This is a genomic window from Allokutzneria albata (assembly GCF_900103775.1).
Taxonomy (GTDB): Bacteria; Actinomycetota; Actinomycetes; order Mycobacteriales; family Pseudonocardiaceae; genus Allokutzneria; species Allokutzneria albata.
The window spans coordinates 484,776-503,129 of record NZ_LT629701.1 but is presented as its reverse complement, the minus strand read 5'-3'; the positions used below and the strand labels follow the sequence as shown (position 1 = coordinate 503,129).

Sequence of the window (18,354 nt, the reverse complement as noted above, 5' to 3'; positions counted from 1 at the left end):
GATGGCGTTCGACGCGCACGGCATTGAGCCGATCCCCACCGAGCACCGGGACTCCACCCCCTGGGAGCAGTTCTGGATCTGGTCCGGGGCCAACATCGCCCCCATCAACTGGGTGCTCGGCGCGCTCGGCGTCACCCTCGGGCTGAGCCTGGCCGAGACGCTGATCGTGATCGCGCTCGGCAACCTGGTCGGCTGCGCCGTCTTCGGGCTGTTCAACCTGATCGGGCACCGCACCGGGGTGAACCAGATGGTGCTCGGCCGGGCCCCGTTCGGCAGGCGCGGCGCGATCGTCCCGGGCGTGGTGCAGTGCCTGGTCTCGATGGGCTGGGTGGGCGTGAACACCTGGGTGGTGCTCGACCTGGTGCTGGCCGTGCTGCGGCAGCTGGGCGTGCACGGCGGCACCGGGATGAAGTACCTCATCGCCGCGATCATCATGGTGGTGCAGCTCGGGCTCGCGCTCTACGGCTTCTACGCGATCCGGACGTTCGAGAAGTACACCGTGCCCGCCACCGTGCTGGTGATGGCGATCATGACCGTGCTCGCGCTGAGCCAGGCCGACCTGAACTGGACGGCGGCGACGGCCACCGAGCCCGCCGACAAGCTCACCGCGGTCACCCAGCTGCTCACCGCGATCGGCATCGGCTGGGGCATCACGTGGCTGCCGTACTCGGCCGACTACAGCCGGTTCGTGCGGCCGGGGGCCTCGGCGAGGTCGGTGTTCTGGTCGACCTCGCTGGGCATGTACGTGCCGACCGTGTGGCTCGCCGCGCTGGGCGCGTGCCTGGCCAGCACCGGCGGCAGCACGGACCCGTCCGCGCTCGTGGTGAGCGCGTTCGGCGCGATGGCGCTGCCCGTGCTGCTGCTGATCATGCACGGGCCGGTGGCGACGAACATCCTCAACCTGTACTCGTGCTCGCTGGCCGCCCTGTCCATCGGGATCAAGGCGGCGCGGTGGCAGGTCACGCTGGTGGCCGGGATCGTGGCGTCGGCGGTGCTGGTGGTGTTCGTCCAGGCCGACGACTTCGCGCGGGCCTTCGACCACTGGCTGGTGTCGATCCTGGTCTGGATCAGCCCGTGGGCGAGCATCGTGCTGGTGGACTTCTTCCTGCTGCGCAAGGGGAAGATCGTCGTCAGCGACTTGTACGAGGAGTCGCGCACGGTGAACGCGCGCGCACTGGTCAGCCTGGGCGGCGGGCTGGTGGCGGGCTGGGCGTGGCAGTACGGCATGGTCCCGCTGATGCAGGGCCCGCTGGCCAAGGCGCTGGGCGACACCGACTTCTCCTGGTTGTCCGGCGCCCTGATGGCGGGGGTCCTTTACTACGTCCTCTGTGGAGAACGGACTCCGGATGGCCGGAGACAGCCAGTGACGTAGCCCGCTACTCTGTGCCACATGATGGTGACGAGCACGAAGCGGCGGCCCCTGCTGCCCGCGCTGCTCGTCCTGCTCGCGGCACTGGCCGCCCTCGGGCTGGCCTCCCCCGCGTTCGCCTCCATCCCCGACGAGGGTGACCAGCACGCCAGGCACGTGGTCTCCGAGCTGGCGCACCCGAGCCCGACGCTGCGCGGGCGCCAGCAGGCCTACGCCGTCCCGGTGCGCGGCTACCTCGCCGCGGGGCCGGTGCTGATCGCGCTGCTGCCACCCGCTGAACCGGTGCCCGAACCCCTCGCGCCGCTGGGCAACGCCGCGCAGGACAGCCTCTCCGGATCGTTCGCCGAGCCCACCACGCGGGTCGGCTCGCGCGCGCCGCCTCCGCGCGCCTGAGCGAACGACGACCGTCACCATCCCCCGTCTGTCCTCTGTGGACAACGGCTCAACCGGAGGCTTTCCACCCATGTCGCGCCCACGCGCGCGCCGGGGACCCGTCGTGAGGGTGTTCGTCGCCCTCGCGGTCCTCGCCGCGTCCGTTTTCCTCATCCTCACCACCGCTCCGCGCCTCGGCCTCGACCTGCGCGGCGGAACCCAGATCGTGCTGCAGGCCAAGGACTCCCCCCAGGCCAAGGCGGACGCGGGTACCACCGACCGCGCACTCGAGGTCCTGCGCCGCCGGGTCGACCAGCTCGGCGTCTCCGAGCCGACGCTGGCCCGCTCCGGCGAGAACCGGATCATCATCGAGCTGCCCGGGGTGCAGGACCCGCGCAAGGCCGTCGAGGTCATCGGCCGCACCGCGCAGCTGACCTTCCACCCGGTGATCAGCGCCCAGCAGCCCGGTACCCAGCCGAAGCCGGGACAGAAGGTGCTGCCCACCACCGACGGCGAGCAGCTGGTGCTCGGCCCCATCGCGCTGACCGGTGAGGGCGTCGCCGACGCCAGCGCGGGCATGGCGCAGGACGGCCCCGGCTACGTGGTGTCGATCAAGTTCCAGTCCGCGGGCGGCACCGCGTGGGGCAAGCTCACCGGGCAGGCCGCGTGCGCGCCCGTCGGCAGCCCGATGCGCCGCGTGGCCATCGCCCTCGACGACAAGATCATCTCGGCGCCCGAGGTGAATCCGCAGGTCAGCTGCAACGTCGGCATCCTCGGCGGCTCCACCCAGATCACCGGCCGGTTCAGCAACCAGGAGGCCTCCGAGCTGGCGGTGCTGATCAAGGGCGGCGCGCTGCCGGTGCCGGTCGAGGTCATCGAACAGCGGACCGTCGGCCCGACCCTGGGCGCCGACGCCATCCGCGCCAGCGTCGAGGCGGGCATCATCGGCCTCGCCCTGACCGCGCTGTTCCTCATCGTCGTCTACCGCGTCGCCGGGCTGATCTCGGTGATCGCGCTCGTCGGCTACTCCGCCCTGTCCTACGCGTTGCTGCTGTTCATCGGCGCGACGCTGACGTTGCCCGGTCTGGCGGGTCTCGTGCTCGCGATCGGCATGGCGGTGGACTCCACCGTGCTCGTCTTCGAGCGGACGCGCGAGGAGTTCCTCGGCACGCGCGCCGACCAGCGCTTGCCGAAGGCGATCGACCGCGGTTTCGGCAACGCGTTGTCGGCGATCGTGGACTCCAACATCACCACGCTGCTGGCAGCCGGTCTGCTGTTCTGGCTGGCGACGGGGCCGGTGAAGGGCTTCGGCGTCACGCTCACCATCGGTGTGCTCGGCGCGATGTTCTCCACCCTGGTGCTCACCAGGGCGCTGCTGTTCCTCGCCGTCCGCGGCCCGCTGGCCAAGCACCCCAAGATCACCGGCCTCGCGCACCACGGCGTCGTCCGGCGCAGGCTGGAGGCCCGCGACCCGAAGCTCTACGACCGCGCGGGCCGCTGGCTGATCGGCTCCGCCGTCGTGCTCGTACTGCTGTTCGCGGGTGTGTTCGTGCGCGGCATCAACCTCGGCGTCGAGTTCACGGGTGGACGGGTGCTGGAGTACTCGACCGGCGCGCCCGCCAACGTCGAGAACGTCCGGAACGCCGTCAGCAACGCCGGATTCCCGCGCGCGATCGTGCAGGCGTCCGGCGACAACGCGGTGACCGTGCGCACCGAGCCCGTCGAGAACACCGCGCCGATCCGTGACGCGGTCGCCAAGGCCGCGGGCAAGGCGGAGCAGATCCGCGACGAGAAGATCGGCCCGAGCCTCGGTGTCGAGCTGCGCAACAACGCCCTCATCGCGCTGCTGCTCGCCGTCCTGGCGCAGCTGGCGTACCTGGCGTTCCGGTTCGACTGGCGGCTCGGCGTCGCGACCGTGCTCGCGCTGACCGCCGACGTGCTGATCGTGCTCGGCACGTTCGCGTGGCTGGACAAGACCCTCGACGCGGTCTTCCTCGCCGCGATGCTCACGGTGATCGGCTACTCGGTCAACGACTCCGTCGTGGTCTTCGACCGGGTGCGCGAACTCCGCGGGCTGCGGCCGAAGGAGACCTTCGCCAGGGTCAGCAGCGCGGCCGTGCTGCAGACCCTGCCGCGCACGGTGAACACCGGTATCGGTGTGCTGTTCGTGCTCGGCGCGCTGCTCACGCTCGGCGGCGGGTCACTAGCCGACTTCGCGCTGGCGATGCTGCTCGGCCTGGTCGCGGGCACGCTCTCGACCATCGTGACGGCGGCGCCGATCGCGGTGCTGCTGGACAAGCGGTGGCCGGGCGCGGGCAAGCAGCGCACCAAGAAGAAGTCCCACTACTCCACCACCCCGGCGCACAAACGCGACCGCACCGGCGCCGTCGTCTAGCCCCACCCGGGTGATGTACCCGATGGGGCATTCGTTACGTCTAGCGAAACGAACGCCACAGTATTGACGGGGTTGCCGTCTACCAGCGTTGATGCTGGTCAGGGCGGTCTGATGGGGCTGGAAGGGGCCAGGTTCGGCGGGGATTGGCCGGGTCGTGCGCCCACGGGGAACACGGCGGTTTCGTCCCTCGTCCCCGTCTGGCCGTTACTGGCCGGAAGGGACCTGACCAGGCCAACGGCGGCCCGGCGCTACTCGGAAGCGCCGGGCCGCTCCACTTCGGCGTCTTCCTGCCAGGTGAGGCAGGTCGGCCGTGCACCGGCTGAGGTGAAGAGTTCGCGCGCGGCCTAGTGCTTCGTCGGCGCCAGGGTCGTGGGCGTAGGCGGGTGATGACGTCCCCGAGCGTGCCCACGGTCTCCCCTGATCGTTCCCAGCCGCGCGGCCAAGGTAGGAGCGGGCACCGACAAGCGGGGCTGTCCGGGTGAGGGCAGATGCCAGCCTGTGCCGCGAAGGGCCAGTACGGGCCAGGGGGTGCCATGGGGCACGCGGAACGGTCTGGGACCACTCAGAGTGGACATCGTCAGCGCTTCCGAAGCGCGGGGGGAGGCAAGGGCGACGGCTTCGACGGTCAGCCCGGCCGCGATGCCGGGCGGCTCGGACGAGCCGGTGCAGCTGTTCACCCGCGAAGTGTCACGCGGGGACGGCGATGCGGAGCGCTCCGACGAGGTCGCGGTAGAGCTCGTCGGAGCGCACCAGCTCCGCATGTGTGCCGACCGCGCGCAGCTTCCCCTTGTCCAGCAACACGATCTGATCCGCATCGACCACAGTGGACAGTCGGTGCGCGATGGTCAGCACGGCCCCGGTTCGGGCGGCGCGCTTGATCACCTCCTGCACCGCGGCCTCGGTCAGCCCGTCGAGCTGCGCGGTCGCCTCGTCCAGCAAGAGGATCTCCGGGTCGGTCACCAGCGCGCGGGCCAGTGCGATCCGCTGGCGCTCACCGCCGGAGATGGCCGCTCCGGACAACGGCGTGTCCAGACCGTGCTCCAGCCGCCGCACCCGCTCGTCGAGCCGCACGGCGCGCAACGCCGCCCACACAGCCTCCTCCGAAGCGTCGGCGTGGGTGTAGAGCACGTTCTCCCGCACGGTTCCCGGCAGCAGCGGGGTGTCCTGCTCGACGTAGACGATCCGCTTGCGCACGTCCTCGATCGACAACTGCCCGAAGGGGACACCGTCCAGGCACAGCTCGCCGTGCTCCGGCTGGAGGAAGCGCAGCATCAACGAGAACATCGTCGTCTTGCCCGCGCCGGAAGGGCCGACGAACGCCGTGTGCCCGATGCGCGGGATCTCCAGGTCGACGCCGTCGAGGGCGGGCGGTCCGCCGGGCACGTAGCGCGCGGTGACCCCGTTGAAGGACAACACGTTCGGCGATCCGCGCTCCCCCATCGGCGTCACGGTGGCGTTGGAGTCCTCCACCCCGAAGCTCTCCACCTCGCGGATGCGCGCCGCGGCGGCGATCCCGGACTGCAGGTGGGTGACGGCCTGGGTCAGCGTGTTCACCGGGTCCATCACCTGGAACGCGTAGAGCAGGAAAGCGACCAGTCCGGACACGGCGAGCTCACCGGAGCTGACCCGCCACGCGCCGAGCGCGAGCACGAACAGGATCGCCAGCTGCACGCCGAAGCTGGAGACGCACCAGGCGATCGCCTGGATGTGGACCGCGCGGACGCTCTGCCGGTTGGACTCGCGGGCCTCGGCGAGCACGCGGTCGCTCTCCCTGGCCTCGGCGCGGCTGGCCTTGACCGTGCGGATGGCCCGCAGCGCGCCTTCGAGCACTCCGCCGAGGCGGCCGACCGCGGCCTGCGCCTGCCGCTGCGCACCTGACATCGACGGCATCAGGACCGCGACGGAGATCCCGACGAGCGCGAGCATGCCGATCGTCGTGGACAGCAGCACCCAGTCCAGCGTGGCCATCAGCACCAGCGAGCCGACGAGCAGCACGGTGCCGTTGACGAAGTCCACCAGGCTGGCCGCGGCGGCCTCGCGCAGCAGCACGGTGTCGGAGGTGACCCGGGTGACCAGTTCACCGCTGGTGCGGTTGGACAGCTCGGCGACCCGGACGCGGAACAGCCGCCGCACCATCGAGGTGCGGGCGTCCAGCACGATCCGCTCGGCGAGCCTGCCCAGCAGCGTCCACTGGCCCAGGCCGAACAGCGATCCGGCCACCAGCAGCACGACCAGCAGCGTCACCGGCCCGCTCACCGACGCGGACAGCGCGAGCGCGTCCAGGACCGCCTTGGTCACCATCGGCGTCGCCAGCGCGGCACCGGTGGCCCCGAGCGCCAGCAGCAGTCCGGCCAACAGGACCTTGCGGTGCGGGTGGACGAAGCTCCACAGCACCCGGATGTTCTGCCACTTCGCCGGTGTCGGTTCCATCGCGTTCCCCCTCGTGTCGAGCGCGAGCGTAGCACTTTGGGACATCAATGCCCCATAAATAGATATCGACGTCCCTGACTGGCTAGAGTGGGCGGATGCCGAGCACGACCAGGGAATCCGGAAGCCGCAGCCGGACCAGGCGGGCCATCCTCGACGCCGCGATCGCCCTGCTGGCCACCCGGCCGCAGGCCTCGCTCGCGGAGGTGGCGGACGCGGCCGGCGTCGGCCGGAGCACGCTGCACCGCTACTTCCCGGAGCGCACCGAGCTGCTGTCGGCGGTGGTGGAGGACTCGATGGCGCAGCTGACCGCCGCGGTCGCCGCCGCCGAGCTGGACCAGGGCACACCGGCCCAGGGGCTGCGCCGGATCATCCACACCTACTTCGAGCTGAGCCCGGTGCTGCTGGTGCTCTTCGGCGAGCACCTGATCGACACGCGCAAGGACCTGGTCGGCGACCTCGACGAGCTGGACGCGCCGGTGTTCGCGCTGCTGGAGCGCGGTCAGCGGGAGGGCTACTTCGACCCCGAGGTGAGCAAGGAATGGCTCAACCGCGTGCTGTGGGCGGTGGTCTACATGGGCATCGACGCGACCACCGAGGGCACGATGACCAGGCACGCGGCGCTGGAGTCCATCACCAGGACGCTGGAGCACGGGATGCTCGCGCGTCCCACGCGGTAAAAAGCGTTGCGGCCCTTGGGAGCGCGGACATAGCCTGACCGCACACGGGAAAGGAGGTGGTCCAACGTTGAATATCAACAGGACTCGTGAGGTGGCTGTCCGCTAGGACCGCCAACGGCCTTCACAACGTCGGCCCCGTGGTGCACCGCGGGATAAGCGTCCGGCGAATTCCAGGCAGCTACCCGACCCCCGGAGCTCCGAGCCACAGTCCAGGCTCGGCCTGCGCAGCAGGAAGAAGCCCGGGGGTCGCTGCTGTCCCTAGCGCCTGCGGAACCTCCGCAGCGCGTCGGTCACCTTGCGGCGCGTGTGCGGGTCCTGCGCGATGCGGCGTGCCTTGTGCTGGAGTTCACGCCCCTTGGGACTGCGCAGGAAGCGCTGGATCTTGCTGAAGAGTCCGGCCATATCGCGTCCCCTTTGTCCGTTTGACTTCGAGTGTGCCAGGTTTTGTGGGGCAAGCTGGTGGGGCCGCCGCCACGACTCCGCTCGACCCCAGGGACACACATGCTCGCGACCACCCTCCACGGCCCCGGCGACATCCGCGTCGAGCGGGTACCCGACCCGGTGATCACCCAACCGACCGACGCCGTGGTGACCGTGACCCACTCCTGCATCTGCGGCAGCGACCTCTGGCCCTACCAGGGCGTCTCCCCCTCGCAGCCGGGCGCCCGGATCGGCCACGAGTTCCTCGGCCGGGTCGCCGAGGTCGGCGCGGGCGTCTCCACGCTGCGCGTCGGCGACCTCGTGGTGGCTCCGTTCATGTTCAGCGACGGCGAGTGCGCGTACTGCCGCGAACAGCTGCCCACCTCCTGCGTCAACGGCGGCATGTGGGGCAAGGCGAACGACGGCGGACAGGGCGAGGCGGTGCGCGTCCCGTTCGCCGACGCCACCCTCGTCAAGCTCCCCTCGGACGCCGACGAGGCCCTGATGCCCGCGTTGCTGTCGCTGTCGGACGTGCTGCCGACCGGTCACCACGCTGCCACCATCGCCGGAGTCCGCCCCGGTGCGACCGTCGCGGTGGTCGGTGACGGCGCGGTCGGCCTGTGCGCCGTTCTCGCGGCACGTCGCCTCGGCGCGGAGCGGATCATCGCGATGGGCCGCCACGAGACCCGCACCGCGATCGCCCGCACCTTCGGCGCCACCGACGTCGTGGCCGCGCGCGGCGACGAGGCGGTCGAAGCGGTCAACGAGCTGACCGGCGGCGAGGGCGCGCACGCGGTGATCGAAGCCGTCGGCACCTCGCAGTCCATGCAGACGGCCATCTCGATCGCCCGGCCCGGCGGCGGCATCGGCTACGTGGGCGTACCGCACCTGGGCGGCGAGGGCCTGGACATCGACCGCCTCTTCAAGCGCAACATCGCGCTGCGCGGCGGCGTCGCCCCGGCCCGCGCCTACATCGAGGAGCTGCTGCCCGACGTGCTCTCCGGCGCGGTCGACCCGTCCCCGATCTTCGACACCACGATCAAGCTCGACGAGGTGGCCGAGGGCTACGCGGCGATGAACGACCGTCGTGCACTGAAGGTCTTGATCACCCTTTGACGGAACCGTGGGCGGCCGTGCCACCATCGCGCATGGCCGTCCCGGACCCGCACCTGCGCCAGATCGTCCGCTGGTGTGAAGGGCGCATCCCTGAGCGCGCCCTCCACCAGGTCCGCGTCGAGTGCACGGTGCGCGCTTCGCACGTCACGATCTACGAGGTCCGCGCGCCCTGGGCGGACGGGCCGCGCAGGGCGATCGCCCAGCTGCGCCACGACGGCAGCCTGTGGCGGCTCTACGGGCCGGACCGCAACGCCCGCTGGCAGCCGCTGCCGGACGTGCCCCCGCACAGCACTCCCGGCCCCCTGCTGGACGTGGTCGGCGGGGAGCCCGGCTTCTGGTAGCCCCTCAGTGCTGACGCAATCCGCCGATGTCGACACCGCCGGGGTCCGGCGGGGTCGACGGCGAGCTGGGCTGGGTGGTCGGCTTGGTGGTGCTCGGCTTCGAGGGCGTCGTGGTCGGCGGTGGCGGCTGGCTCGTGGTGCTCGGCTGCCACGAGGTCGTGGAGTGCGACGTGGACGGCGTGGTCGTCTGCGGCCGGCCCCGCCTCGACGTCGTCGTCTCCTCGCCGCTGACCAGGGGCGCCGAGGGCGGGACCTGGCTCGGCGAGTTCCCGGCCCCACCGTCCCCGCCGGGGTCGATCGGGTCGGGCTGGTTGATCAGCAACGCGATCGCCAGTGCCGTGCCCGCGGTCAGGATCGCCACGCCCAGGCCCGCGCCGACCTTCGCCGGGGTGCGCTGGTACCAGGGCTGCGCGGCGGCCGCGGCGGCCTTGAGCGCGGGTTGCACCCGGGTCGGCTCGCCCTTGACCAGGGACGCCGTCGCGCCCGCGCCGACGCCCGAGGACACCAGCACGGTCGCCGCTTCGTCCTCGCCGAGGTCGCCGAGCGCGACGCGGCGCAGGACGCTCTCCACCTCGGCCGGGCTCGGCCGCTCCTCGGGCTCCTTGCGCAGCATCGCCTCGATCAGCGGGCGCAGCGGGCCCGCGTTGCGCATCGGCTCCGGGTCCTCGGTGAGCACCGCGGTCAGCGTCGGCAGCGCCCCCGTGCGGTCGAACGGCGGTTTGCCCTCCACGGCCGCGTACATCGTGGCCGCGAGGGACCACAGGTCGGAGGCGGTGCCGACCTCCAGGCCGCGGGCGCGCTCCGGGGCGATGTAGCCGGGCGCCCCGACCAGCATCCCGGAGACGGTCAGCGACGCGTCGCCCTGCACCGTCGCGATGCCGAAGTCGGTGAGCACGGTGCGCCCGGTGTCGTGCACCAGCACGTTGCCCGGCTTCACGTCGCGGTGCAGGATGCCGTGCTCGTGCGCGGCGCTGAGCGCGGCGAAGACCTGCAGCGCGATCGCGGCGACCCGGCTCGGCGCCAGCGCGCCGTCCCGTTCCACGACCTGCGCCAGCGAGGGCGCCCTCACCAGCTCCATCACGATCCACGGACGTCCGTCCTCGTCCACCACGTCGTAGACGGTGACCACGTTGGGATGGCTGATCCTGGCGGCGGCCCTGGCCTCGCGCATGGTGCGATCGGCGAGCGAGCGGCGTTCCTCGTCGCTGACCCAGGCGGGCGCGGTGACTTCTTTGACCGCGACGTCGCGGCGCAGCATCTCGTCGACAGCACTCCACACGGAGCCCATGCCGCCGCGCCCGATCAGTTCGCCGAGGCGGTAGCGCCCGCCCAGCAGCCGTCCCTGATCGTCGCCAGCCTCTGTCGACGTCATCTACTACCCCGGTTTTCCGTACTCGTCGATGCCTGTTCGCCTCCTAGCCTAGGAGGCCCGGCCCCCCGTCCGGATGACAAAACACCGCCAGTCTCCCCGCTCGACCCGTCGGATCGCTGTGACCTGCGCCTACTCCATTCGAACGACCTTGTGGCACAAACCACTGCGCGCTCCGCGCAACCACGGACGGCCGTGGGCCGTTAGGCCGTACCGGCTGGCGCGGACGGACCCTCGCCGAAATCCATTCTCGGGCTTACCGTGATTTTGGTTACCCGATAACCATCCCTGCGTCAGCACGCCGCTCGCCGACGCCGGGCCAGCCCGGAGACGGCGGGCTCGCCTGGCGCGTTTCGTGAGTTCCCTCGGGCGGCGTCGTCCGCGCGCGGCCGGACTCCCCTGCCCCGGCCGCCCGCGGATCTCTCCCACGGGGCCGCCGCCCCTGCCTTGGCGGCCCCGTCAGTTCGCTGTGCTCCGTCTTGCGAAATGAGGGCAACCACATGGCTCCATCCACCGGGTCCACGACCTGGTTCTGTTGCGGTGCCGCCTGGGGTCCGTGCGGCTCCACCGGCAAGGGCGCCTGCGGGACCTGCAACTCCGCCAGCATGCAGTGCGCGTGGCCGAACGCCTCCGCCGCGTGCTTCGACATCACCAGGCCGGACAAGTGCGGCAAGACCCTGGTCCGCCGCACCTGCGGGTACCAGTTCACCATCACCAGCCTGTGCAACAACAAGGCGGTCCGGGTCAAGATCGCCGACTGCGGGCCGCAGACCGACCTGTGGTGCGGCGAGAAGACCTGCTGCGGCACCAAGTGCGGCACGAACCGGATCATGGACCTCACCCCGGCCGCGTACAGCGTGATCGGCAGTCTCTCCGGCGGGCGCCTGCCCTGCACGGTCGCGTGAGGAGGGCTGAGCGATGACGAACGAGAACGGCTTGGGCCGCAGGCGTTTCCTCAGCTCGGCGGTGCTCGGCGGCGCGGCCGTCGTCGGCGCGACCGCGTTCGGTTCGGTGGCCCCGGAGGAGGCGCTGGCCGCACCGGGCCTGGAGCTGGACCCGGCGCTGCCGGACCCGAACTTCGCCGAGGGACGGATCTCGGCGATCACCGGGTCGATGCTGGTGGTCACGGGTTCGGACCGGACGCTGCACCGCATCCACGTCACCGACGGCACCAGCCTGTGGAAGCTGCGGCCGACCACCTTCGACACCATCAAGGTCGGTGACGGGCTCTACGCCCGCGGCCTGAAACTGGACGACGGCACGCTGGCCGCCGACTCGGTGTGGGTCAACATCGTCAACCTGACCGCCCACATCACCGCGATGGACCGGAACGTGCTGCACCTGGACCACCACGGGGACCGGGTGATCGGGCACGTGGTCGCGGGCACCACCGCGGCGGTCTACAACGACACCCCGGCCGTCTCCGACCTGTCCCTGCTGCAGGTCGGCAAGCACGTGCAGGTCATCGGTGCGTGGCGGCCCGACACCAACGAGGTCGACATCGCAACGGTGTTCGCCGCCGCGTAGTCCGGCGCCGGAGCACGAGGGATCCGGGCGGTCCTGCCCCGCCCGGATCCCTCCCCGGCAGTGGGAGGGAGACCCGATGTTGTTGTCCTCGCAGGTTCTCGTGGTCGCGATCGTGCTCGCCTGGACGGGCGGCGTGAAACTCCTCGGCCCGTCCCCGGCCCTGGCCGCCCGCCGCACCGCGCTCGATCGCCTGGTCGGCAAGGGCCGCGAACTGGCCGCCTACCGCGCCGTCGGCGTCGTCGAACTGCTGATCGCCACCGCGCTCGCCCTGCCCCCGGTGGAGGTCGCCGAGGGCCTGGCCGCGACCGCTCTGGCCCTGGGTTTCGTCGCGTACCTGCTGTACGCGCGCCAGGTCCGCCCCGAGTCCGACTGCGGTTGCATGGGTGGCAAGGGCGGGCCGATCGGCTGGCGTTCGCTCAGCCGCGCCGGTCTGCTCGTGCTCACCTCCGCGATGGCCGCGGGCGCGGGCCCGGAGCCCACGTCCCCTGTCGTCGTGCTCGCCGGTCTGGCCGTTTTCGTGGCGTTGTCGGCGGAGCTGGACCGGTACTGGCTGTTGCCGTTGCGGCGCTTGCGCGTTCGCCTCAGCCACCCGCTGGCCGGGCTCCCTTCGCGGGTCCCGTTGGCCGCAGGCGTCGAGCAGGTGGAGCGCAGCCCCGCCTACCGCGCCGTCGCGGGCTTGCTGCGTTCCGACGTGCGCGACACCTGGATCGAGGGCGAGTGGCGGTTCCTCAGCTACTCCGCCCGTCACCGGGATCGTGCCGCGACAGTCGTGTTCGCCGTCCCGACCGATCGGTTCGCCCCGGAGGAGGTGCAGGCGGCTTTGGTGGACGAGTCCACCGAGGAGACCTTGTGGCGGTTCGCGCCCACCGCCGGCGTGGGGTCAGCTTGACCTGAGGCCCCTAGGTGAAGCCTCCGTTCGGTTGTGCCCCTCGCGTTCCGCGCAGGGGGCTACAACCGGAGTGGGAGATCCACCCGGACGTTGCGCACCGGCTTCTGCTCGGGATCCACCCACCGCGGTGGGACGAAACTCGGTATCCCGTGCTCGAAGACGATCTCCCAGTCTCCTTCGTGGATCACGTGATGGTGGTGCACACACAACAAGATCAGGTTGGTCAGGTCGGTCGGCCCGCCGTCGATCCACTGCCATACATGGTGAGCTTCCGTCCACGCCGGTGGCCGATCACACCCCGGGGAAGGCGCATCCCTTGTCCCGTAGGGCCAGGGCACGGCGCTGAGCGGGTGAGGCGAGGCGCCGTTCCCGGCCGTAGTCCAGGGGTTCACTGTCCCCGCCGAGGACGATCGGGAGGATCCCAGCGTCGCAGGCGGCGTGGCGCATCAATCCCGCGCTGATCGGGTCACCGTTCTGGGTCTGATCACACCCGGTCTTCGCCGCGAGGGCGTCGAAGTCCATCGTGACGATCAACTGCGTCCGCATCCCACCGTTGATGGGGAGGTCCTTCGCCGACATCGCCGTGGTCATCGCTTCGATGAACGCATCCGCGAGGCGTTGTTCGGACGTGCGGGGGTCTTTCTCCCCGTTGACCGTCTTCGGCTTGGACAACGCCAGCAGGAACGTCCTGAACTTCTTACCGTTGAGCGGATCGATGATCGCCTTGATGTGCAGGCACCCGTCCTGGTCGTTGCCCATCCGCAGTGCCCGCTTGGCGATGCCTTCCGGCTCATCCCGGTACACCCCGTCCGGGTCGACGAGCGACCGCAGGTGCTTACCGACCCGCATCAGATCACGCGGGGGCAACGTCGGCGCGACCTCGGCCAACGCCTGATCCGCCTGCTCGACGTGGTCGCCAGGGAGACGCTTGATCGCATCGGAGATCACCAACGCGTGCTCGCCACTGATCACACCGCATAGACCGCTTCACGAGTGTGGGGCAGCGCCGGTAGTTCGTGGACGAGACGCGTGCGGCGAGTGGCGTCGGCGTGGTTGAGTTTCAGCTTCTCCCGCAACAACACCGACACACTCTTACACCCATACCGGGCGTGCAGGCCGCGTTCTTCGGCGTGCGTGGCGGCGTCGATTTTCGCCGCGGTGACGAGATTCGTGATGGTTTCGAGGTCTTGCAGGAACGTCAGATGCTCGTCTTCGGACAAACGGTAGGTGTCGTTCGCGGCGAGATGATCAGTGATCACGTCCATGATGTCTTTGGTATCCAACATGATTTCACCCCCCTCGTGTTGGATACCTCGATTATAGCCGCGGGTCTGACAGTGTCTAATCCGTTGTCACGCACGGAAAAGCCACGTTCCAGCCAACGCAAGCCGGGGCTCCCTGCCGAGGCTTTACCTGGGGTGCGCGTGCCATACGCTCGTCGGCGAGGGCCGGTTCCTGACCGTGCCCGCCCGGCAGGCCCTCGGCACGCGCAAGGGGCCCCAGGTCAAGCCGACCCCCCGCTGGAACCAGCCGACCCGCACCGAAAGCCCAACGGAGCAAACACCCAACCTTTCACCACTCAAACCACCCCAGGCCCTGCTCCGAACGCGCCACACCTCCGATGTCTGCTTGACCAGACCACTCCCACCGTGTACCTCTCTGAGAAAGCCAACGAAGAGCCTCCCGCCGCGGGCTCAGCCGGAGGAGCAGCCATGCCCAGCCCGCAGCAGTTCTCCCGCGTCGTCGTCCTGCTCGTGACCGCGATGCTGTCGTTCACGATCCCGGCGAAGGCCGCCGCCCCGGACTGGTCGAAGTCCATTGTGGACTCGACGATGAAGCGCCACACCCCGGCCACGCTCGGCGGATGGGGTTACACCCGTGGGTTGTACCTGTACGCGCAGTACCTGGTGTACAAGCGAACCGGGGACAAGCGCTACCTGGACTACATCAGGGAATGGGTGGACCGCTTCGTCGCCGAGGACGGGAGCATCCAGCAGAGCTTCACGCACCTCGACGGGATGCGCTCGGGCACGCTGCTGGTGGTGCTGCACGCCGAGACGGGGCAGGCGAAGTACCGCAAGGCGGCGGACAAGATCCGCGCGGCGATCACCGACTACCCGCGCACCTCGGACGGGGGGATGTGGCACGCCAAGGGCAAGGTGGGGCAGCTGTGGGCGGACGGCGTGTACATGGCGCAGCCCTTCCTCGCCATGTACGGCAAGGCGTACGGCGACGGCGCGTACGCCTACGAGGAAGCCGTGGACAACATGGCTATCTACTTCAAGCATCTCAAGGCGGACAACGGGTTGCTGTGGCACGCCTACGACGAGCAGGGGGACGAGCCGTGGGCGAACAACCCCGGCAAGCACTCCGCGGAGCACTGGGCGAGGGCGATCGGCTGGTTCGGCATGGCCGCGATCGACCTGCTGGAGATCCTGCCCGCCGACCACCCGCGGCGCGGCGAGCTGATCGCCATCGTGCAGCACCTGGCGCGCGGGTACGCGCGGTACCAGGACAAGGCGACCGGGCGGTGGTTCCAGGTCGTGGACAAGGGCGGTGACACCCGGAACTGGACCGAGACCTCGGCCTCGGCGATGTACACGTTCATGCTGTCCCGCGGCGTGCAAAGGGGGTTTCTCGACGCGAAGTACCGAACGGTTGCCTCAAAGGGCTATCGGGGCGTGCTGGCGAAGATCTCGGTGAACTCCGCCGGGCTGACCGACGTGCACGACATTTCCGAAGGGACGAACGTCGGAGACGCCGGCTACTACTTCAACCGCAAGCGCACCACCAACGACCTGCACGGCCTCGGCGCGTTCCTGATTATGTCCGAACAACTCCGCACCTTGAGGTAGCCCTTCGGGTCCGCGAGGTTTTCTTCGGCTTCGTTGAGCCAATACTGCGTTTGTGGCGATAGACGAGGCGAGCTATGACGAACGGCGGCTGGCCCAGTGGCTGTCCCGGCGGGGTTTCCTGCACCTCGGCGCGGGACTCGGCGCGGCCGCCGCGTTCTCCGGTCTGGGCGGGCCGAGCGCGTCCGCCCAGGCCGGCTCCATCGTGAAGCCGTTGCCGCCGGGGCTGTTCATCGATCACGGCACGAACGCCGAGATGCGCTGGGAAGCCATGCGCGGCATGGGTTTCACCGTCCCCAACGACCGGTTCTTCGTGCGCAACCACACGAAGACCCCGACGATCGACGTGCGCACCTGGCGGTTGCGGTTGTTCGGCTCGGGCTTGCACGGCGGCCCGGTGTCGTTCAGCTACGAGGACTTGCTCGGCATGCCGGCCGAAACGGTCACCGAGTTCGTCGAGTGCGCGGGCAACGGCAGAAGCCTTTACACCACGCAGCAAGGAACTCCCGTGCCCGGAACGCCGTGGCTGCTGGGCGGGATCGGCGTCGCTCGGTGGCGCGGGGTCCGGCTCTCCACGGTTCTGGAGCGGGCCGGGATGACCTCTGCGGCGGTGGACGTGATGGCGAGCGGCCTGGACCCGGACTTCCTTGAGGGGCAGGTCAACCACGGGCGGGTGCGGCGCCCGTTGCCGGTCGACAAAGCGCTGTGCGACACGCTGCTGGCCTACGAGATGAACGGCGAGACGCTGCCGCCGGACCACGGTTTCCCCGTGCGGTTGATCGTGCCGTCGTGGACCGGGATCTCCAACATCAAGTGGGTCGGCTCCATCGAGGTCTCCGCGACGCCGCTGTTCTCGCCGTGGAACACCCGGTTCTACCGCCTGTTCGGGCCGACCCACCCGCCCGGCGGCAGCGCGCCGCTGACCACCCAGGTCAGCAAGTGCGCCTTCGAACTGCCGTGGAACGCGCAGCTCACCGCGGGTCACCGCCACGTGCTGACCGGCCGCGCGTGGTCGGGCAAGGGCTCTGTCCGGAGCGTCCGCGTCAGCACAGACGGTGGCTCGACGTGGCGCCAGGCGCGGCCATTGGGTCGTGACCGCGCCTGGCTGCAGTGGACGTACACGTGGTGCCCGGAGCGCCCCGGCCTGCACACCCTGATGGCCGCCGCGACCGACAACACCGGTGTCACGCAACCGCTTCAGGTGCCGTTCAACGAGTTCGGCTACCTCTTCGGAGCCGTGGCCCGGCACCCCGTCGCAGTCACCTGACCGCGGTCAGCAGGATGTGCCCGCGGGCTTGCCTGCGAAGCGGGCGGAGAGCCATTCCATCGCCAGCGGTGTCGCGACCACGTCGCCGGTGATGTGGCCCGCCAACGGGACCGTCTGCCACTGCGCGCGAACTCCGAGCGAGCAGTAGGAGTTCAGCAGGGGCTTGGCGATGCTGTGAGGGATCAGCGGATCGATGTCGCCGTGCACGAGGTACACCGGAACGCGCGGCGCCTTCTGCCCGGCGCGGTTCTCCGCCAGGCGCGCCTGCCACTTCGGGTTCGCCAGCGGATCGGGCACCGAGGCGATCGTGGCGAAGCTCTGGAAAGCGTTGCGCGGCACCATGACCGCGACGCAGTCCTTGCTCGTCTCCTCGACGAGGCGGCGACCGTGGGCGTTGAGGAGGTCTTCGTAGGGCAGCTCCGGGTAGGCCGCCTTGTAGCCCGCCATCACCCCGACCGCGAGACCGAAGAACGGCCCGCCGTTCATCACCGGCGCGAGCGCGGCGAGGTCACGCGGCACACCGCCCGCCGCGACGCCGACGAGGTCCAGCTCCGGGGCGTAGCTCGGCTGCAGCTCCCCCGCGAACGCAGAAGCCTGGCCGCCCTGCGAGAAACCCCAGAGGCCGACCGGACCGGAGCCGATGAGGCGCTGCGCGGCGCGGGCGGCGTCGAGCATGCTCCGCCCCTCGGCCTGGCCGACCGCGTAGGTGTGCACCCCCGGTGTGCCGAGGCCCTGGTAGTCGGTGATCACCACGGCCCAGCCCTTGAGCAGCGGCTGGGCGATCAACGCGACCTCGTTCTCGATGCCCGCGCGGATGGTGAACGAGGGTGCGCAGATGTCGCCGAGGCCGTGCGTGCCCACGGCGTAGGACAGCAGCGGGCGCGGGCCCGATACCCACGGCGTCGGCGGGACGAGCAGGGTGCCCGACACCGCGATCGGCTGCCCGGTCGCCGAGGTGGAGCGGTAGAGGATCTGCCACGCCTGGACGGGCGCGGGCAGCAACGCGAATTTCGCGACGATCTTCCTGGAGCGGATGATCTCGCCGGGTTTTCCTGCCGGAAGCGGGTCCGGGGGCTGGTAGAAGGGGTCCGCCGAGGGGATCGGGATGGGCCCGGCCGAGGCGGCGGCAGGGGCGGCGACATGGGCAGTGACCAGCAACGACAGCAGGGAGAGGAGGGCCGCGAGGCGTGTGCGGGACAGCGGAGACATCGACGACTCCTTTGCAAGCTACCCGACTTTGATAAGTGGGATTTTCACAAAATAGCCACCCGCACCCGGTCTGACAATCCCCCTGACCACTAGGCTGGTGATCACCAAGACCGCAGGAGGA

At 70.2% G+C, this 18,354-nt stretch carries 18 protein-coding genes and 1 pseudogene; 11 read left to right on the top strand and 8 right to left on the bottom strand.

Annotated elements, in window-relative coordinates; genetic code table 11:
* Position 1: 1 nt before the first annotated feature.
* From BLT28_RS02365 to secD, 3 genes are all read left to right on the top strand, one after another.
* The gene (locus tag BLT28_RS02365; RefSeq protein WP_052408227.1) at positions 2 to 1,372 is read left to right on the top strand and encodes a cytosine permease; all 1,371 of its coding nucleotides are present in this window, start codon (positions 2 to 4) and stop codon (positions 1,370 to 1,372) included.
* 18 nt (positions 1,373 to 1,390) lie between these two features.
* Complete coding sequence (locus tag BLT28_RS02360) at positions 1,391 to 1,762, top strand: hypothetical protein (RefSeq protein ID WP_030433598.1); 372 nt, start codon at positions 1,391 to 1,393, stop codon at positions 1,760 to 1,762.
* 103 nt (positions 1,763 to 1,865) lie between these two features.
* Positions 1,866 to 4,136: a protein translocase subunit SecD gene (gene secD, locus BLT28_RS02355; RefSeq protein WP_322788505.1), complete on the top strand. Its 2,271-nt coding sequence runs from the start codon at positions 1,866 to 1,868 to the stop codon at positions 4,134 to 4,136.
* Between the two features lie 687 nt (positions 4,137 to 4,823).
* Here the strand turns inward: secD and BLT28_RS02350 are convergent.
* Positions 4,824 to 6,566, bottom strand: a complete 1,743-nt coding sequence (locus BLT28_RS02350; RefSeq protein WP_030433596.1) for an ABC transporter ATP-binding protein — start codon at positions 6,564 to 6,566, stop codon at positions 4,824 to 4,826.
* Positions 6,567 to 6,661: 95 nt separating this feature from the next.
* On the opposite strand from BLT28_RS02350, the gene BLT28_RS02345 reads away from it, so the two are divergent.
* Positions 6,662 to 7,243, top strand: a complete 582-nt coding sequence (locus BLT28_RS02345) for a TetR/AcrR family transcriptional regulator (RefSeq protein WP_030433595.1) — start codon at positions 6,662 to 6,664, stop codon at positions 7,241 to 7,243.
* A 258-nt stretch (positions 7,244 to 7,501) separates the two neighbouring features.
* Here BLT28_RS02345 and BLT28_RS40750 read toward each other — a convergent pair whose 3' ends face one another.
* A complete protein-coding gene (locus BLT28_RS40750; RefSeq protein WP_169748597.1) occupies positions 7,502 to 7,645 on the bottom strand; it encodes a hypothetical protein in 144 nt (47 codons plus the stop codon).
* A 99-nt stretch (positions 7,646 to 7,744) separates the two neighbouring features.
* On the opposite strand from BLT28_RS40750, the gene BLT28_RS02340 reads away from it, so the two are divergent.
* Together BLT28_RS02340 and BLT28_RS02335 are read left to right on the top strand one after the other, a co-directional pair.
* The gene (locus tag BLT28_RS02340) at positions 7,745 to 8,779 is read left to right on the top strand and encodes a zinc-dependent alcohol dehydrogenase family protein (RefSeq protein ID WP_030433594.1); all 1,035 of its coding nucleotides are present in this window, start codon (positions 7,745 to 7,747) and stop codon (positions 8,777 to 8,779) included.
* 32 nt (positions 8,780 to 8,811) lie between these two features.
* Positions 8,812 to 9,120 (top strand): DUF3024 domain-containing protein, encoded by a 309-nt coding sequence (locus BLT28_RS02335; RefSeq protein ID WP_030433593.1) that lies wholly within the window; start codon positions 8,812 to 8,814, stop codon positions 9,118 to 9,120.
* A 4-nt stretch (positions 9,121 to 9,124) separates the two neighbouring features.
* Here the strand turns inward: BLT28_RS02335 and BLT28_RS02330 are convergent, their stop codons facing one another.
* The gene (locus tag BLT28_RS02330) at positions 9,125 to 10,492 is read right to left on the bottom strand and encodes a serine/threonine-protein kinase (RefSeq protein WP_052408226.1); all 1,368 of its coding nucleotides are present in this window, start codon (positions 10,490 to 10,492) and stop codon (positions 9,125 to 9,127) included.
* A 497-nt stretch (positions 10,493 to 10,989) separates the two neighbouring features.
* Between BLT28_RS02330 and BLT28_RS02325 the strand changes: the two genes are divergently transcribed.
* From BLT28_RS02325 to BLT28_RS02315, 3 genes are all read left to right on the top strand, one after another.
* Positions 10,990 to 11,394: an RlpA-like double-psi beta-barrel domain-containing protein gene (locus BLT28_RS02325; RefSeq protein WP_030433591.1), complete on the top strand. Its 405-nt coding sequence runs from the start codon at positions 10,990 to 10,992 to the stop codon at positions 11,392 to 11,394.
* A gap of 13 nt (positions 11,395 to 11,407) precedes the next feature.
* Positions 11,408 to 12,016, top strand: coding sequence for a DUF5666 domain-containing protein (locus BLT28_RS02320; RefSeq protein WP_030433590.1), 609 nt, complete (start codon positions 11,408 to 11,410; stop codon positions 12,014 to 12,016).
* Between the two features lie 76 nt (positions 12,017 to 12,092).
* Positions 12,093 to 12,905 (top strand): MauE/DoxX family redox-associated membrane protein, encoded by an 813-nt coding sequence (locus BLT28_RS02315; RefSeq protein WP_052408225.1) that lies wholly within the window; start codon positions 12,093 to 12,095, stop codon positions 12,903 to 12,905.
* A gap of 59 nt (positions 12,906 to 12,964) precedes the next feature.
* On the opposite strand, the gene BLT28_RS42385 is transcribed toward BLT28_RS02315, so the two are convergent.
* From BLT28_RS42385 to BLT28_RS02305, 4 genes and pseudogenes are all read right to left on the bottom strand, one after another.
* On the bottom strand, positions 12,965 to 13,093 hold the full coding sequence (locus BLT28_RS42385) for a hypothetical protein (protein ID WP_269459628.1): 129 nt from the start codon (positions 13,091 to 13,093) through the stop codon (positions 12,965 to 12,967).
* A gap of 39 nt (positions 13,094 to 13,132) precedes the next feature.
* A pseudogene (locus BLT28_RS42745) lies at positions 13,133 to 13,243 on the bottom strand (hypothetical protein); the annotation flags it as partial.
* The gene (locus BLT28_RS02310) at positions 13,197 to 13,877 is read right to left on the bottom strand and encodes a DUF222 domain-containing protein (protein WP_083383635.1); all 681 of its coding nucleotides are present in this window, start codon (positions 13,875 to 13,877) and stop codon (positions 13,197 to 13,199) included. The gene BLT28_RS02310 and the pseudogene BLT28_RS42745, both read right to left, overlap by 47 nt.
* On the bottom strand, positions 13,874 to 14,191 hold the full coding sequence (locus BLT28_RS02305; protein ID WP_083383634.1) for a hypothetical protein: 318 nt from the start codon (positions 14,189 to 14,191) through the stop codon (positions 13,874 to 13,876). Before BLT28_RS02305 ends, BLT28_RS02310 begins: the two co-directional genes overlap by 4 nt.
* Before the next feature lie 426 nt (positions 14,192 to 14,617).
* Here BLT28_RS02305 and BLT28_RS02300 point away from each other — a divergent pair, with 426 nt between their 5' ends.
* Both BLT28_RS02300 and BLT28_RS02295 read left to right on the top strand, forming a co-directional pair.
* Positions 14,618 to 15,760, top strand: a complete 1,143-nt coding sequence (locus BLT28_RS02300) for a glycoside hydrolase family 88/105 protein (protein ID WP_030433587.1) — start codon at positions 14,618 to 14,620, stop codon at positions 15,758 to 15,760.
* 52 nt (positions 15,761 to 15,812) lie between these two features.
* Complete coding sequence (locus tag BLT28_RS02295) at positions 15,813 to 17,024, top strand: sulfite oxidase (protein ID WP_030433586.1); 1,212 nt, start codon at positions 15,813 to 15,815, stop codon at positions 17,022 to 17,024.
* A 6-nt stretch (positions 17,025 to 17,030) separates the two neighbouring features.
* On the opposite strand, the gene BLT28_RS02290 is transcribed toward BLT28_RS02295, so the two are convergent.
* Positions 17,031 to 18,233, bottom strand: coding sequence for an alpha/beta fold hydrolase (locus BLT28_RS02290; RefSeq protein WP_043814248.1), 1,203 nt, complete (start codon positions 18,231 to 18,233; stop codon positions 17,031 to 17,033).
* Between the last annotated feature and the right edge of the window lie 121 nt (positions 18,234 to 18,354).